This window comes from Agreia sp. PsM10 (genome assembly GCF_030433855.1).
Classification (GTDB): domain Bacteria; phylum Actinomycetota; class Actinomycetes; order Actinomycetales; family Microbacteriaceae; genus Agreia.
In genome coordinates this window covers 1-15,782 of sequence record NZ_JARUXC010000019.1, presented here as the reverse complement: position 1 = coordinate 15,782, position 15,782 = coordinate 1, and the positions used below count along the sequence as shown (strand labels likewise).

10 protein-coding genes and 1 pseudogene are annotated in these 15,782 nt (G+C 68.8%); 5 read left to right on the top strand and 6 right to left on the bottom strand.

The genetic code is table 11. The features are described from left to right. Positions 1-7 precede the first annotated feature (7 nt). From QCD70_RS17530 to QCD70_RS17520, 3 genes are read left to right on the top strand one after another with little or no spacing between them, the layout of a single operon-like run. Entirely contained in the window at positions 8-1,675 is a 1,668-nt protein-coding gene (locus QCD70_RS17530; RefSeq protein WP_301218687.1) for an alpha-amylase family protein, read from the top strand. 29 nt (positions 1,676-1,704) lie between these two features. Continuing rightward, complete coding sequence (locus QCD70_RS17525; RefSeq protein ID WP_301218685.1) at positions 1,705-2,805, top strand: GNAT family N-acetyltransferase; 1,101 nt, start codon at positions 1,705-1,707, stop codon at positions 2,803-2,805. Positions 2,806-2,849: 44 nt separating this feature from the next. Then, entirely contained in the window at positions 2,850-3,131 is a 282-nt protein-coding gene (locus QCD70_RS17520) for a hypothetical protein (protein ID WP_301218683.1), read from the top strand. Between the two features lie 81 nt (positions 3,132-3,212). On the opposite strand, the gene QCD70_RS17515 is transcribed toward QCD70_RS17520, so the two are convergent. The 4 genes and pseudogenes from QCD70_RS17515 to QCD70_RS17500 all read right to left on the bottom strand — a co-directional run bounded on the left by QCD70_RS17515 (position 3,213) and on the right by QCD70_RS17500 (position 10,436). Then, positions 3,213-6,659: a TM0106 family RecB-like putative nuclease gene (locus QCD70_RS17515; protein WP_301218681.1), complete on the bottom strand. Its 3,447-nt coding sequence runs from the start codon at positions 6,657-6,659 to the stop codon at positions 3,213-3,215. Positions 6,660-6,665: 6 nt separating this feature from the next. Next, on the bottom strand, positions 6,666-7,961 hold the full coding sequence (locus QCD70_RS17510) for an MFS transporter (RefSeq protein WP_301218679.1): 1,296 nt from the start codon (positions 7,959-7,961) through the stop codon (positions 6,666-6,668). Positions 7,962-8,041: 80 nt separating this feature from the next. Beyond that, positions 8,042-9,104, bottom strand: a pseudogene (locus QCD70_RS17505) (2,3-butanediol dehydrogenase). Positions 9,105-9,194: 90 nt separating this feature from the next. Beyond that, positions 9,195-10,436, bottom strand: a complete 1,242-nt coding sequence (locus QCD70_RS17500) for an MFS transporter (protein WP_301218677.1) — start codon at positions 10,434-10,436, stop codon at positions 9,195-9,197. 84 nt (positions 10,437-10,520) lie between these two features. Between QCD70_RS17500 and QCD70_RS17495 the strand changes: the two genes are divergently transcribed. Continuing rightward, positions 10,521-12,263, top strand: a complete 1,743-nt coding sequence (locus tag QCD70_RS17495) for a cation:proton antiporter (protein ID WP_301218791.1) — start codon at positions 10,521-10,523, stop codon at positions 12,261-12,263. A gap of 43 nt (positions 12,264-12,306) precedes the next feature. Here QCD70_RS17495 and fbaA read toward each other — a convergent pair whose 3' ends face one another. Next, positions 12,307-13,329: a class II fructose-bisphosphate aldolase gene (gene fbaA, locus QCD70_RS17490; protein ID WP_301218676.1), complete on the bottom strand. Its 1,023-nt coding sequence runs from the start codon at positions 13,327-13,329 to the stop codon at positions 12,307-12,309. Positions 13,330-13,373: 44 nt separating this feature from the next. Continuing rightward, on the bottom strand, positions 13,374-14,423 hold the full coding sequence (locus QCD70_RS17485) for a LacI family DNA-binding transcriptional regulator (protein ID WP_301218674.1): 1,050 nt from the start codon (positions 14,421-14,423) through the stop codon (positions 13,374-13,376). A 164-nt stretch (positions 14,424-14,587) separates the two neighbouring features. Here QCD70_RS17485 and QCD70_RS17480 point away from each other — a divergent pair, with 164 nt between their 5' ends. Continuing rightward, the gene (locus QCD70_RS17480) at positions 14,588-15,604 is read left to right on the top strand and encodes a substrate-binding domain-containing protein (protein WP_301218672.1); all 1,017 of its coding nucleotides are present in this window, start codon (positions 14,588-14,590) and stop codon (positions 15,602-15,604) included. Positions 15,605-15,782 lie beyond the last annotated feature (178 nt).

The window sequence follows — 15,782 nt, the reverse complement described above, 5'->3', positions numbered from 1 at the left end:
TCGAGCCATGAAGATCACCGACACGTCAGACCTGTGGTGGAAGAGCGCCGTCGTCTACTGCCTCGACGTCGAGACCTTTCTCGACTGGAACAACGACGGCATCGGCGACTTCGCCGGCCTCGCGCACCGGCTCGACTACCTGGCCGAGCTCGGGGTCACCTGCCTCTGGCTCATGCCGTTCTATCCGACACCCGATCGTGACGACGGCTACGACATCATCGACTTCTACGGCGTCGACCCCCGGCTCGGCTCGCTGGGCGACTTGGTCGAGTGCATCCGCATCGCCCGCGACCGCGGAATGCGGGTGATCGCCGACCTCGTCATCAATCACACGTCCGACAAGCACCCGTGGTTCCGGTCGGCGAAAAGCTCTCGGGATTCGCAGTACCGCGACTACTACGTGTGGCGCGACGAGCCGGTCGACGACGGAGAGCCGGTCTTTCCCGACCAGGAGAACAGCAACTGGGAGCTCGACGAGAAGACCGGTCAGTACTACCAGCACGTCTTCTACAAGCACCAGCCCGACCTCAACATCACCAACCCGGTGGTGCGAGACGAGATCGCGAAGGTCATGGGGTTCTGGTTGCAGCTGGGTCTCTCCGGATTCCGCGTCGACGCGGTTCCCTTCCTGCTCGACGCGTCGGGAGTCGTCGGCGGGTCGAAGCTCCTTCCCGATCCCCACGCGTACCTGCGCTCCCTGCGCTCCTTCCTGGGTCGCCGGAGCGGTGACGGCGTGCTGCTCGGCGAAGTGAACCTTCCGCGCAAAGAGCAGGAGCAGTTCTTCGGCGGCGCAGAGGGAGACGAGCTCACGATGCAGTTCGACTTCATCGCCATGCAGAACCTCTATCTGTCGCTCGCACGGCAGGATGCCCGCCCCCTCGTCGAGGCGCTGCTGTCCCGCCCGGCGGGATCCCCCGACTCGCAGTGGGCCAACTTCGTGCGCAACCACGACGAGCTCACGCTCGACAAGCTCACCGACGAGGAACGGCAGGAGGTCTTCGACGCCTTCGGCCCCGAGGCGCGCATGCAGGTCTATGGCCGCGGCATCGTGCGTCGCCTGCCCACCATGCTCGACGGCGACCCCCGGCGCATCCGCATGGTCTACAGCCTGCTGTTCTCGCTGCCCGGCACGCCCGTGCTGTTCTACGGCGAGGAGATCGGCATGGGCGAGAACCTCGACGCCGAGGGCCGAATGGCGGTGCGCACGCCGATGCAGTGGAACGGCGGCACCAACGGCGGATTCTCCAGCGCGTCGAAGCGTCGCCTGCGTAATCCCGTCGTCGAGGGCGGCTACGCACCGGCGCACGTGAACGTGGAGGATCAGCGGCGCGACCCTGAATCGTTGCTGCGCTTCATCCAGAACCTGGTGCGGCACTACCGCAATGCGCCCGAGTTCGGCTGGGGAGCCTTCGAGGTGATCGACCAGCCGAACACGGCCGTCTTCGTGCACTCGCTCAGCTGGGACGGCGGCCGCGTCGTGGTTCTCCACAACTTCGGCTCCGAACCCGCCGATGTCGCTCTGACGCTCGGCTCCGAAGACGACGACGTGCTGAACGACCTGCTCTCGGGTGACACCGTTGCGCTGGATGCGCGCGGCCGGGTCTCGATCACCCTCGACGGCTACGGGTTCCGCTGGCTGCGGGTGGTGCGGGGCGGCGACACGACGCAGTATTGAAGCACCGTTCCGAAGCGAGGAGGTCGACGATGACCATCGAGGTGCGCAGGGTCTCCGTTCCGCCGTCGCTCGACGACGAGAACGACCCGAACGTCGTCGACTACCGGCGTGCAGTGGAGCTCCGCAACATCGTCGAGGCCCTCGGATACGGATCGGACGACTTCGCCTCGTCCGCCGAGGAGGATCTTCCGAGCTGGCATCGCGAGCACGAGCCGCGACAGCTGTTCGTGGCCACGGTGCCGGATGCGCGGGAGCCCGGCCGCCCCGGCGTCGTCGGGCGGGGATTCGTCGAGAGCAGGCGGGAGGACGGCTGGCCTGTGGCCTGGGTCGCAGTGCAGGTGCTGCCGGAGTATCGCGGTCGCGGAGTGGGCACGGCCGTCGCCGATGCCGTCGAGGCCGCCGCTCGTGAGGCCGGTGCCACTCGGCTGCTGGTCTACGTCGTGTCACCGGATGGGCCGGGCGAGCGCCTGCGGTCCCCCACCGGTTCGGGGTCCGTGCCGCTGGGCAACGACGAGGTTCGCTTCCTGCTCGGGCGCGGCTACCGCCTCGAGCAGATCGAACGCGGCAGCAGGCTCGGGCTGCCCCTCGATGCCGACGATCTCGCGCGGCGTCTCGACGACGCGCGCCGAACATCCGGCCCCGACTATCGGCTCGTGCACTGGACCGGCGGCACGCCGAGGCACTGGCGTGAGGACCTGGCGATGCTGCTCACCCGCATGAGCACCGACGCGCCGTCGGCCGGGCTCGACGAGCCGGAGGACGTGTGGACCGTCGACAGGCTCGTCGCCCAGCAGGAGTCCGATCGGGAGGCGCCCGTCGCCTCGCTCACCGCCGCAGTGGAGCATGTGCCGAGCGGCCGGCTCGTCGCGTTCAGCGAGTTGTCGGTGAGCGACGAGGTCACGCGGCCCGTGTGGCAGGAGGACACCCTCGTGCTGCGCGAGCACCGCGGCCACGGGCTCGGCCTTCTCGTGAAACTCGGCAACCTCGAGCAGCTGCATCTCGAGCGGCCGGGGCATCCGTCGGTGCTCACCTTCAACGCCGAGGAGAACCGGCACATGCTCGCCATCAACGAGCGGCTCGGATTCGTGCCCGTCGGATACGAGGGCGCGTGGCGCAAGGATCTGATCTGACAAGGGGGTGGTCGCGAGCGGCCTGCCCGCATAGCGTGGCTGGCATGACCCATGAGAAGCGCCCCCACGGATTGTCGTCAGAAGAAGATCTCGAGAAGGACACGTCGTACAGCCCGTCGAGCGAACACGACGATGACGTGCTCGAGAACGAGGCGGTCACCGACAGCGATGCCGTGGATGCCGACATGGACTCCTCGGAGATCCTCGTGCTTCCCGGCACGGGAGGCCCCGACGATGTCGGCGACATCGAGGTCGATCCGTCGGAGTTCAACCTGAGCGGCGACTCGATCCCCGGCCACCCCAAGCCGGCGTCGCACCCGCACTAGCCGGCCGTGCGCATCCGCCCCCGTTGGGCGCATGCGCTGCCGCACGACCGGGCGCGGATGTGCCGAGAGGGAGCGGATGCCTCAGGACACCAGGCGGATGAAGGCGCTCAGCTGGGCGAGCGCCTCTTCGGATCTCGGCAACGCGTCGGTGAGGGCCGGCGAGTAGACGAGGTAGGCCGCCCACTGGGCGCGGGAGATCGCGACGTTGAGCCTGTTCGCCAGGAGCAGGAACTCGAGGCCCCTCGGCACGTCGTCGGCCGACGACGCGGCGAGCGACACGATGGCGACCGCGGCCTCGCGGCCCTGGAACTTGTCGACGGTTCCCGCGGGGATCGACTCGTATCCGGCGGCCGAGAGGCGCAACCTGAGGAGTTCGACCTGCGCGTTGTAGGGCGCCACCACGATGATGTCGGTCTCGCCGAGCGGCCGCGAAGCACCGCCCGACGACCAGGTGCGGCCGAGGACAGAGGCGACGATCTCGACCACGGCGTCGGCCTCCTCGGGTGAGGAGGTCGAACGCTCCGCATGGTCGATCGGCACCGGGTGCAGCCCCGGCTCGACCCCCTGGAGCCGGCGATCGGAGGCGTGCGAGACCAGCCGCCCCTCGTAGGAGAGCTCGGACACGGGGGCGCACACCGCAGGGTGCATGCGCCACGATGTCGCGAGGAAGTAGCCGAGTTCGGGCGGCAGCACGTCGTGCCCCGCCGACAGCCAGCCGAGCGCGGACTCGTCGACCGGTTCGGGGTGGGTGCCCTGGCTCACCTGGGGCAGCTGCTGCGGGTCGCCCAGCAGCAGCAGGCGCGTCGCCGCGACGGACGAGGCGATGGTGGAGGCCAGCGAGAACTGGCCGGCCTCGTCGACGACGAGCAGGTCGAGCGACTGCCTCGGGATGCGGGACGCGTTGCTGAAGTCCCACGCCGTTCCGCCGACGACGAAGCCGCCGTCGCGGGACGTGAAGCGCGCGAAGTCGGTGGGCGACAGCACGGTGAAGGCGGGCTCGTCGTCGCCGGCGCTCGCCGCAGCGGAGGCCTTCTTGCCGACGAGGCCGCGGTCGACACCCGCGCCCACCACCGCGCGCAGCATGTTCTCGACCGCGGCGTGCGACTGCGCGACCACTCCGATCCTCCACCCGTGCTCGTGCACGAGCCGGGCGATCACGTGCGATCCCGTGTAGGTCTTGCCCGTGCCCGGAGGGCCCTGGACCGCGAGGTACGAGTGGTCGAGAGTGAGGAGCGAGTCGACGAGGGCCGAGGCCACGTCGCCGACACCGTCGGCGCCGACGGTCACGGGAGCGAGGGTCGCGCGCGGCGGCCTGCGACGCAGCACGTCATAGGCGGGGTCGACGAGCGGCTCGGGATGCGCGTCGAGAATCGCTCGACCCCATTCGTTGATGGCGTCGACCTGCGTGCCGGGCGGCGGAGGTGTGCCCGGCGTCAGGGCGACGGGCAGCTCGTCGTAGTGCGGCGCATCTTTCTCGAGCACCTCGTCGACGACGATGGTGCCGTCGTCGAGATTCTCGACCACGGTGACCCTGCTGTGCGCGGTTCGGGCACCCGGCTCTCGCCCGCGCAGGATCGGCGGGTAGGGCGCGTCGTAGAGGATGAACGGGTTCTGTCCCGGCTTGATCGAGCTGCCCGGCGCCAGGATTCCGCGCAGGCCGAGCCGCCGCCGGTCGCTGCGCTGCCTGCCCTCGCGGAACCAGTCGCGCAGCACGACGGCATCGGTCACGACGAGAACGTCGCGCGTGTCTGCCCACTCGTCGATGGGGCCGGTGAGCCGCGCGAAGTGCTGCCACCAGAACGACTTCTGCTCGCGCCGGTGATAGTCGATGGCGGCGGATGCGAGTGCCAGCGCCGTGTCGTCGGCCGTGCGTTCGGCGAGCGGCACCGCCGCAGACAACGCGGCGAGTTCGAGGTAGACCGGGTCGGGCTCGCGCACCGGGAGGTCGAAGTCGAGCCGTCCTCCGCCTTGAGGAATGAGCCCTGTCGGCAGTGAGTCGCGCGGCACCGACGCGGCCCGCTCGAGCAGCCAGTCCCTCAGCCTCAGCGTGCTGACGCAGTCGTAGGTGTTGTACCGGGCGATGTCGTCTTGCACCCGGGCCGACCCCGCCGCGTCGCCGGCAGCGAGCAGCTCGCGCGACCGCACGTACTCGGTGATGGAGTCGGCCGCGTTGGCCACACCGGCGCGCTCGGCGTCGCCCATGTAGAGCGGCTCGAGCTTCTTCAGCGAGTAGCTGTGCGTTCCGATGCGCATGCCCTGCCGCACGATCGGATAGAGGTCGACCAGCACGTTCTGGCGCAGCAGGTCGTCGACCGCGTCCTCTCCGACTCCGTGCCGGGCGGCCAGCGTGAGCAGGTGCGTGCGCTCGTACGAGGCGTAGTGGTAGATGTGCATCAGCGGATGCCGGGCCCGGCGCTCGGCCACGTAGTCGAGGAAGTCGATGAGCGCCTGCCGCTCCTGGGCCAAATCGTGCGCCCAGAACGCCACGAACGTCTCGTCGGGCTCGACGAGGCCGAAGAGGTAGTCGAGGCCCCACGCGGAGCCCTCCTGGTAGAGCGGGTCGCCCTCGAAGTCGAAGAAGATGTCGCCGGCGTCGGGCGCGGGAATGGCGGCGAGCGGGGCCGGATCGGCGATCTGCCAGCTCAGCGCCTGGCCCGAGGCCGGCGGTTCGAGCTGCATGCGTGCCTGCCCCGCGAGCGACTCCAGGGTCGACTGGGCCAGGCCGGCTACGGGGCCGGTGGCCACCGCGAGCTGGTCGATGCTCTGGATGCCCGCGGCCCGCAGGCGCGCCCGTTGCGTGAGCCGCATGCCCGCCACCAGCAGCACGTCGCGGGTGCGTTCGACCTGCTCGGCGCACGCGGCGCAGCGGCCGCATGCCGTGTAGCGCGGATCGCCCCACTGCGTGGCCTCGGAATCGGCCACGCGGTCGTCGACGAGCTGCTGCAGGCGTGCGCGCCGGCGGCGATAGACGGGCAGGATGTCGCGCAGCCGATGCGAGGTGGTCTTGCCCGTGCCGAGAATGAGGTGCACCGTCTCGCTCGTGGGGATGCCGTTCTGCTGCAGCTGATCGGCGTAGGCCGCGAGCTGCAGCAGCGCCGTGATCTTGGCCTTGCGGGCGAGCTTGGTGTCGTAGACCGAATATGCGGGCGCGCCACCTTCACCGTTGTCGTCGCGCACCAGGAAGTCGGAGTAGCCCAGGAATCGGCCGTCGAAGAACGCGCCCTGGAACACGACGGCCGCCCCCGAGCGCAGCGCGTCGAGGGTCTGCTCGGCGGCCACCGCCACCTGGTCGATCGAGGGCCGCGCGATCTCGACGACGCCGCCCGTCTCGCGCAGCTGCTCGAGCGTCGCGAGCTCGTGCAGGTCGCCGAGTGTCGCCGTGCGCCGCAGCATGTCGTCTTCGGCCTCGACGACCGCGTCGATGCGGCCCAGCTTGGCGTCGAGCCTGCGCATCAGCGCCCACTCGCACGCCGCCGCCGCAGTGAGGTCGCTGGCCGAGTAGACCACCGTGCCGTCGAGAAGGAACATGGATTCTCAGCCCTCTCGCCGGTCGGCCCTGATGTCGTCGGACCCCACGCTAGCGGGAGCCGCCGACACCGTCGCGGGCATCCGCAGCGAGTAGAGCGATGCAGCCAGGAAGAAGACGGCGCCCACGCCGAAGGCCACGGGGAACGAGAAGGCGTCGACCAGCGCGCCCGCCGCGAGCGGCCCCACGATGGCGCCGATGTCGGAGCTCATCGAGAAGATGGCGATGCCACGCCCGCCGCGTCGGCCGACGACGTCGCCGACGGATGCCGCGGGAGCGATTCCGAGGAACGCCGAGACGACACCGTAGAGACTGAGCAGAACCGTGAGCGTGACGATGTCGCCCGTGAACGAGATGGCCACGGTCAGCGCCGCCGCCGCGGCCAGCGACAGCACGAGGGCCGGCTTGCGCCCTGCACGATCGATGAAGCGCGCCGCCGGGCCGAGCGCCAGGGTCTGGGCGACGGCGGCGATGGCGAACGCGATGCCCGTGAACGAGCTCGGTCCCTTGATCACCTCGACGACGATCACGGGGATGAGGGCGCTGCGCACCCCGAAGGAGTTCCAGCCCTGCGCGAAGTTCGCGAGGCAGGCGGCGCGGAAGCGCGCATCCCGCAGCACGTCGCGAAGGGGAACCAGCGGATTCACCGAGCCGTCGGCATCCGGAGCGCCCGCGGCCGCGGCCTGCCCGCCGGCGGGCTGCGCGCGGGGTCGCAGCAGCACGAGGCCGACGATGCCGGCCACGGCGAGCGTGCCCGCATAGAAGAAGAACGGAGCGGTGAGCGAGATCGTGGCGAGCAGGCCGCCGATCGCGGGCCCTGTCATGCCGCCGATGAGGAAGCCGCCCTGGTAGAAGCCCACGGCACGGGCGCGATGCGCGGCGCTGGTCGAGCCGAGCAGCAGCGTCATGGCGGCGACCGTGAACATGGCGGAGCCGATTCCGCCGACGCCGCGCAGGATCAGGAGGTGCGGATAGTCAGCGGCGATCCCGACGAGTCCGCTCGATACCGCGACGATGCCGATGCCCACGGCGAGCACCACCCGCTCGCCCATGAGGTCGATGAGCTTGCCGACGAAGGGGCTCGCGACGAGGCGCATGAGGGCGAAGGCCGATACGACGGCGCCGACCTCGGCGTAGCCGACACCGAAGCTGCGCACGAAAACGGGCAGAACGGGAACGACCACTCCGAAGCCGACCATCACGAAGAAGGCGATGAGGCCGAGAACATAGACGTCGCGGGAGAGACGCTCGCGGGGAGCGGCGGCGCCCGATCGACGGCGGAAGAGGTCGAGGGGGCGTGGCACCCTCTCAGGCTACGGGCGTTTCGGGCCGCCGCACCCCCTGTCCGCTCCTCCACCGCACCCCGACGGCCCCGAGCGCACGGCTACGGATGCACCAGGATCTTCACCTGCGTCTCGTTGTGGTGGGTCAGCACGTCGATGCCCTGCGCCACCAGGTCGTCGAGCGCGATCTTCGCCGTGATGAACGGGGCGAGGTCGACCTTGCCCTGCTGCACGAGCGCGATCGTGGCCGGATGATCGTTGGCGTACGCGATCGTGCCGCGCAGGTCGATCTCCTTGAGAACGAGCTTCTGCATGTCGACGGTCGCGGGATGCCCCCAGATCGAGACGTTGACCACCACGCCGGCCGGCCGCACCGCATCGAGCAGAGTGTCGAGCACGGCGTTCACGCTCGAGCATTCGAATCCCACGTCGGCCCCGACTCCCCCGGTGAGCTCCCGCACCGTCGCTGCGACATCGACCTCGGAGGGATCGAGAACGTGGTCTGCCACCCCCGTGCTGCGCGCCTTCTCCTTGCGGGCCTGGCTCAACTCGGAGATGATCACGGTGAGCCCCTCCGCCTTGAGCACGGCCGCCAGAAGCAGCCCGATGGGGCCCGCGCCGCCGATCAGCGCGACCTGGCCCGAGACGGCACCGCTGCGCACGAACGCGTGATGACCCACGGCGAGGGGCTCGATGAGGGCGGCCACATCGAGAGGGATGTCGCCGATCGGGTGCACCCAGCGTCGTTCGACGACGATCTTCTCACTGAGCCCGCCGCCGCGACCCGCCAGCCCGATGAAGTTCATGTCTGCAGAGAGCTGGTACTCGTTGCCCGGCCCGACAGCGACATCCGGCCCGATGATGTAGGGCTCGACGACCACGTTCTCGCCGACGACGAGGTCGGTGACACCCTCGCCGAGCGCCGTCACCGTGCCCGAGAACTCGTGCCCCATGGTCACGGGCGCCTCCTCGCCCGACAGCGGGTGCGGATGCCCGGGGGCCGGGGGCCGGTACGAAGATCGGCCCGTCGAGATACTCGTGCAGGTCCGTGCCGCAGATGCCGCACCAGGCCACGTCGATCGCGACGGTGCCCGGCTGCACGAGAGGCTCCGGGATCTCCTCGATGCGGATGTCTTTTCTTCCGTAGTACCGGGCGGCCTTCATGAGGGTCCCATTCCTGGAGCATCGTGCGCCCCGAAACGGGACGGCGCGCTCAGGCTAGTCCTGTGCCCTGCCGATCGCCCTCGGAATCGGTCAGAGCGCCTCGCCCACGGTGATCGCCTCGGCCTCGGCGAGCGGGCTCTCCTCGTGGGCGGAGTCCACCCGGCGCAGGGCCTTGCGGCCGAGGAACGCGATCAGCACGGCGACCAGCACGGATGCGGCTCCCGCGTACATGGGCGCGCTCGGCGAGATCGCCGCGGCCAGGGCGGCGGCGCCGGGAGGGGCGAAAGCACCACCGAGGAAGCGCACCGCGGAGTACGACGACGAGGCCACCGATCGGGGCAGGTCGCTCGCCTCCATCACGCTCTCGGTCAGCACCGTGTTCACGATTCCGAGCATGAGGCCGCCGATGACGATGCAGACGATCAGGCCCGCCTGCGAGTCGATCACGATGCCGCCGGCGATCAGGTCGAGGGCGAGGATCGTGAGCACCAGCTTGAGCACGCTCGTGCGCTTCATGCGCTTCGTGAGCAGGGGCGCGACGAACACCGAGGTGACGGCCACGGAGAGTCCCCACGCGAAGAAGGTGTAGCCGAGGCCCATCTCGTCGAGCCCCAGGGGGTAGGGCGTGTAGGCCAGCAGCACGAAGAAGCCGATGTTGTAGAACAGGGCGATTCCGGCGAGGTAGCGGATGCCGGGTACCTTCATGGCGGTGAACGGCGCCGACAGCTTCGTGGGCGTGCGCTTGGCGGTCCTGTCCTCGCGCAGCAGCGTGACGATCGCAATGAATCCCACGGCCATCAGCACCGCGGTGCCGAAGAACGGACCCCGCCAGCTGATCGTGCCCAGGGTGCCGCCGAGCAGCGGGCCGACGGCGATGCCGACTCCGAGCGCGGCCTCGTAGAGCGTGATCGCCGCGCCGCTTCCCCCGCTGGCCGCGCCGACGATGGTCGACAGCGCGGTCGAGATGAAGAGCGCGTTGCCGAGCCCCCATCCGGCGCGGAAGCCGATGACGCCCTCGACGCTGCCCGCAGCCCCGGCGAGCGCGGCGAACACGATGATCAGCGCGAGACCGATGAGCAGAGTCTTCTTGGCGCCGATGCGGCTCGAGATCCAGCTCGTGATCAGCATGGCGAGGCCGGTGACCACGAGGTAGCTCGTGAACAGCAGCGAGGTCTCCGTCGGGCTGGCCTTCAGGCTCTTCGCGATGGCGGGCAGGATCGGGTCGACGAGGCCGATGCCCATGAACGCGATGACGCTGGCGAATGCGACCGCCCAGACCGCGAGCGGCTGCTTGAGGATGGATCCGGTGTGGGGTGAGGTAGAAGTTGGCACTGATCAACTATATAGCCTAGGCATGTAGTTTGGCCCGTGCTGCGAAACGTGGCCGGAACATAGCCCCAGTACCCTGTAGTGACCATGGAACTCGGCGTCTACGCAGTATTCGGCATCGCGGTCATCGTCGCGGTCGCGTACTTCTCGAAGCGCCTCGGGGTCGCCGCTCCCATCATTCTGGTGATCGTCGGCGTCGGAATCTCGTTCCTGCCCGGATTCCCCGAGCTGCACATCGAGGGCGAGCTCGTGCTCGACGTGGTGCTTCCGCCCATCCTCTATGCGGCGGCCATCAGCGTGCCCGTCGTCGATTTCAGGCGCAACTTCAGCACCATCACGAGCCTCTCGGTCGTGCTCGTGATCGTCACCGCCTTCGGCACGGGCTTCCTGCTCTACACGATGCTGCCAGACCTCAACCTGGCCGCGGCCATCGCGCTGGGCGCGATCATCAGCCCGCCCGACGCCGTGGCCGCCACGTCGATCGGCCGCCGTCTCGGGTTGCCGCCGCGCATCCTGACCGTGCTCGAGGGCGAGGGCCTCGTGAACGACGCGACCGCGCTGGTGCTGCTGCGTTCGGCCACGGCAGCCGCCGCAGGCGGCCTGCTCTCTCCGTGGGAGACCATCGGCGACTTCCTCTTCGCCGTCTTCGTGGCCATCGTCGTCGGTCTGCTCGCCGGCCTGGTCTCGGTGTTCGTGCGCACCAAGCTCGACGACCCCGTGCTCGACACCGCGATCTCCATCGCCGTGCCGTTCCTGGCGTTCCTTCCCACCCAGGCGCTCGGCGCATCCGGCGTTCTCGCGGTGGTGGTGGCCGGCCTCTATACCGGGCACCACGCGCCGTCGGCGTTCTCGGCGCAGGCGCGAATCAGCGACCGAATCAACTGGCGCACCATCCAGTTCCTGCTCGAGAACGGCGTGTTCCTGCTGATCGGGCTCGAGATCCGAACACTCATCAACGACGTCGAGAACCCAGAGGTCCTCAGCGTGACGGATGCCATCGGGCTCGGTCTCATCGCCGTCGTCGCGTTGACCCTGGTGCGCTTCCTCTGGATCGGCCCGCTCGTGTACATGCTGAAGAGACGCGCGGAGCACGCCGAGAAGCTCACCTACAAGAACCTCCTCGCGCTCCACCACTATCGGAAGACACCCCACCGAGGCGTCTGGACGGCGCGGCGGCGCCTGCGAGAGGAGCGGATGTACCAGCGCAGACGCAGCGATCTCGAGCAGCTGCGCCGCGAGAGCATCGACTGGCGCGGCGGCGTCGTTCTGAGCTGGTCGGGCATGCGCGGCGTGGTCACGCTGGCGGCCGCGCAGTCGCTGCCGGCCGACATCCCCTACCGCTCGCAGCTCATCCTCATCGCGTTCACCGTCGCCGTGGTCACCCTCATCGTGCAGGGCGGCACACTGCCCTGGCTCATCCGCCTGCTCGGAATCCAGGGCGTCGACGAGGCCGAGGACAGGCGCGAACTCGCCACCCTGCTCGACGAGATCAGCTTCGCCGGCCTGGCCGTACTCGACGACCCCGCGTCGGCCATCGAAGGCACGAACGACGTCGATCCCGACGTGGTCGAGAGGGTGCGCCAGTCGTCGTTCCTCAGGGCCGAAGCCGCGTGGGAACGCTCGCACGAGGCGTCGCGCACCGCGTCTGGCGACGGCGAGACGCCCCACCGCGTCTACCGGCAGCTGCGGCTGGCCGTGGTGCTCGCCGAACGCGAACGGCTTCTGGATGCGCGCCGCCGGGGCGCGTACCCGTCGCGGATCCTCGCCCAGGCCCAGGCGATGCTCGACGTCGAGGAGACCCGACTGAGGCCCCGCGCCTCCGACCACTGACCGGGGTCGCTGATCCGGGCACGGAGGTGTCAGCGCTGGGGCGTCACCGCATCGACTTGCCGGCAGATCCCAACTTCTCGGCGGCCTCGACGACGCGGGCAGCCATGGCGTTCTCGGCGGGCTTTCCCCACGAGCGGGGGTCGTAGGCCTTTTTGTTGCCGAACTCGCCGTCGATCTTCAGCACCTCGTTCCAGTGACCGAACATGTGGCCCGCGATCGACTTCGTGAATACGTACTGGGTGTCAGTGTCGATGTTCATCTTGATGACACCGTGCGAGACTGCGGCGGCGATGTCCTCGGCACTCGATCCCGACCCCCCGTGGAAGACGAGGTCGAAGGGCTTGTCCCTGCCGGTCTCTGCACCGATCACGGCCTGGATCTCTCCAAGGATCTCGGGACGGAGATTCACCGAAGCGGGGTTGTAAACCCCGTGAACGTTACCGAATGTCAGCGCCGTGAGGTAGTGGCCGTTTTCGCCGGCGCCGAGGGCCGCGATGGTCGCGCGGGCATCCTCGACAGTGGAGTACAGCTTGTCGTTGATCTCGTGGGAGACGCCGTCCTCCTCGCCGCCGATGACGCCGACCTCGATCTCGAGCAGCGTGTCGGCCTTGACCGAGTCCTCGAGAAGACGCTTGGCGACCTCGAGATTCTCATCGAGGGTCACGGCCGAGCCGTCCCACATGTGCGACTGGTACAGCGGGTCGAGGCCGCGTGAGCGCCGCTCGATCGAGTCCGCGATCAGCGGTCGCACCCAGTCGTCGAGGCTCTCGGCAGGGCAGTGATCGGTGTGAAGCGCCACGGTCACGCCGTAGCGCTGGGCGACCTCGTGGGCGTAGAGGGCGAGCGCCTTCGACCCGATGGCGCGATCCTGCACGCGATTGCCTGAGAGGTACAGCGCCGTACCGACCGAGACCTGGATGATGCCGTCACTCTCCGCGTCGGCGAAGCCCTGCAGGGCCGCGTTGAGTGTCTGCGAACTCGTGACGTTGATCGAGGGGTAGGCGAAACCGAGCTCCTTCGCTCGGTCGAGCATGGCGCGGTAGGCGTCGGGCGTTGCAATGGGCATGGTATTCCTCTGCTCAGGTGGGACGGGCTGTTGTGGGGACGTGCTCAGGTGGGGAGACTGTCGGACGTTTCGTCGGCGACGGGGTGGGGCGCCTGGGTGTCGCAGCCGCAGGAATTGCGATGCTCGAACGTGGTCGGCACCCGGATGCGACGCGCTTCGCTCGTGTCGCCGTTCATACGGGCCAACAGCAGTTCGACCGCCTGCTCGCCCATCGCCTCGACATCTTGGGCAACTGTGGTGAGCCGAGGCTCGAACAGATCGCTCCACTCGAAGTCGTCGTACGAGACGAAGGCCACGTCGGCGGGAATGTGCAGGCCGAGTCGGCGGAGAGCGCGCAGGGCACCGATCGTCATGGAGTTGTTGAGCACGACGAGTGCGCTGGGGCGATCCGACTGCGCGAAGAGTGCTGTCACGACGCGGTCTGCGGTCTCCTTCTTCGATGCTCCGTTGAGCACGAGCGACTCGTCGAGTTCGATGTCGTACTCGGCCAGCGCGCGGGCGTAGCCCGCATACCGCTCGGACGTCGAGGCGAGTCCGATCAGACCCGTCACCACGGCGATCCGCCGGTGGCCGAGCTCGATCAGGTGGCTGGTGAGCCGATAGGCCGATTCGATGTTCTCGGGAGTGACCTGATCGACGTCGACGTCGGCGTTGCGGTCGATCAGAACCAGGGGGGTTCCCGCCTTGAGGATCTGAGGGATGGTGATGTGCTCCGACCCCACCGACGGAGCCACGATGAGGCCATCGACCCGCCTGCTCAGCAGGGACTCGACGACACGTCGCTCCATCACGCCCTCGTCGTGCGAATCGCCGATGACCAGCATGTAGCCCGCGTCGGTCACACGCTTCTCGATGGCGTGCACCAGAGGGCCGAAGTAGGGGTTGGTGAGGGCCGAGATCGAGAGTCCCACGGTGTGGGTCTTGCCGGCCGCCAGAGCGCGGGCCACGGTGTTGTGCCGGTAGCCGAGCTCGTCGATGGATGCCTGAACTCGGGCCTGAGTCGCGGGGCTGACGTGCCTCGTGCCATTGAGCACATGCGACACCGTAGAACCGGACACCCCTGCGTGGCGGGCGACGTCATCCATTGTGGCCATTGCGAATACTCCATTGTCGACACGCGTCGGGCCGCGCTGAATCACACCATACACACTCAGGTAACGAATTCATACAAGCGCTTGCGCAAGCGCTTGTTCTGTCCCTATGGTTAGGCCGTCGGGCACCGAAGCCCGGCAAATATCGAGGCCAAGGGAGTCCACAGATGTTGAAGAATCACAGAAGGCCGTTCGCCATCGGCTCGGCGCTGCTCGCCGGAGCGCTCGTTCTGGGCATGGCGGGATGCAGCGGCGACAGCGGATCGAGCTCGAGCGGCAGCTCGGACGACATCAAGATCGGTCTGATCACGAAGACCGACTCGAACCCGTTCTTCGTCAAGCTGCGCGAGTCGGCCCAGGCCGCCGCGGAGAAAGACGGGGCAGAGCTCATCGCCCTCGCCGGCGCATTCGACGGCGACAACGAGGGCCAGGTCGCCGCGATCGAGAACCTGGTGAGCCAAGGCGTGAAGGGCATCATGATCACGCCGAACTCGTCGTCCGGCATCCTCAACGCCATCAAGCAGGCGCGCGACGCCGGCGTCATCGTCATCGCGCTCGACACGGCCACCGACCCGGAGGACGCGGTCGACGCCACCTTCGCCACCGACAACACAGCCGCGGGCGAGAGCCAGGGCGAGTGGGTCAAGGCCACCCTGGGAGACGCCGACCCTAAGCTCATCATGCTCGACGGCACACCGGGCGGCACGGTCGACACCTTCCGTCACGACGGGTTCCTCACCGGATTCGGGATCGAGGAGGGCTCCTCCGAGATCGTCGGCCAGGAGAACACCAACGGCGACCAGACCAAGGCCCAGACCGCCATGGAGAACCTGCTGCAGCGCGCACCGGAGGTCAACGCCCTCTACACGATCAATGAGCCCGCCGCCGCCGGCGCCTACGAGGCCATCAAGGCCGCCGGGCTGCAGGACCAGGTGACCATCGGCTCGATCGACGGCAGCTGCACCGGCGTCGAGAACGTCAAGAACGGCGTCATCGGCGCGACCGTCATGCAGTTCCCCGCGAAGATGGCGGAGCAGGGCGTCGAGGCGATCGTCGCCTACGCGAAAGACGGAACCAAGCCCTCCGGGTTCAACGACACGGGCTCGCAGCTGATCACCGACAAGCCCGTCGACGGCGTCGAGTCCAAGGACACCGCGTGGGGTGCCGAGAACTGCTGGGGCTAGCCCTCCGGGCGGCCCTACCGCCGTCCCATCCCTCACCCGCGTAAGTCGACCACGGCGGGGGGGGGGGGGGGGGGGGGGGGGGGGGGGGGGCCCCCCCCCCCCCCCCCCCCCGCCCCCCCCCCCCCCACCACAAAACCCACCCCCCAACACCAACACCCCCCACCAAACAACCCCCCCC

Coding starts and splice junctions, on each gene's coding strand:
- QCD70_RS17530 (WP_301218687.1), top strand. CDS start 8: ATGAAGATCACCGACACGTCAGACCTGTGGTGGAAGAGCGCCGTCGTC.
- QCD70_RS17525 (WP_301218685.1), top strand. CDS start 1,705: ATGACCATCGAGGTGCGCAGGGTCTCCGTTCCGCCGTCGCTCGACGAC.
- QCD70_RS17520 (WP_301218683.1), top strand. CDS start 2,850: ATGACCCATGAGAAGCGCCCCCACGGATTGTCGTCAGAAGAAGATCTC.
- QCD70_RS17515 (WP_301218681.1), bottom strand. CDS start 6,659: ATGTTCCTTCTCGACGGCACGGTGGTCTACTCGGCCAGCGACCTCACT.
- QCD70_RS17495 (WP_301218791.1), top strand. CDS start 10,521: ATGGAACTCGGCGTCTACGCAGTATTCGGCATCGCGGTCATCGTCGCG.
- fbaA (WP_301218676.1), bottom strand. CDS start 13,329: ATGCCCATTGCAACGCCCGACGCCTACCGCGCCATGCTCGACCGAGCG.
- QCD70_RS17485 (WP_301218674.1), bottom strand. CDS start 14,423: ATGGCCACAATGGATGACGTCGCCCGCCACGCAGGGGTGTCCGGTTCT.
- QCD70_RS17480 (WP_301218672.1), top strand. CDS start 14,588: ATGTTGAAGAATCACAGAAGGCCGTTCGCCATCGGCTCGGCGCTGCTC.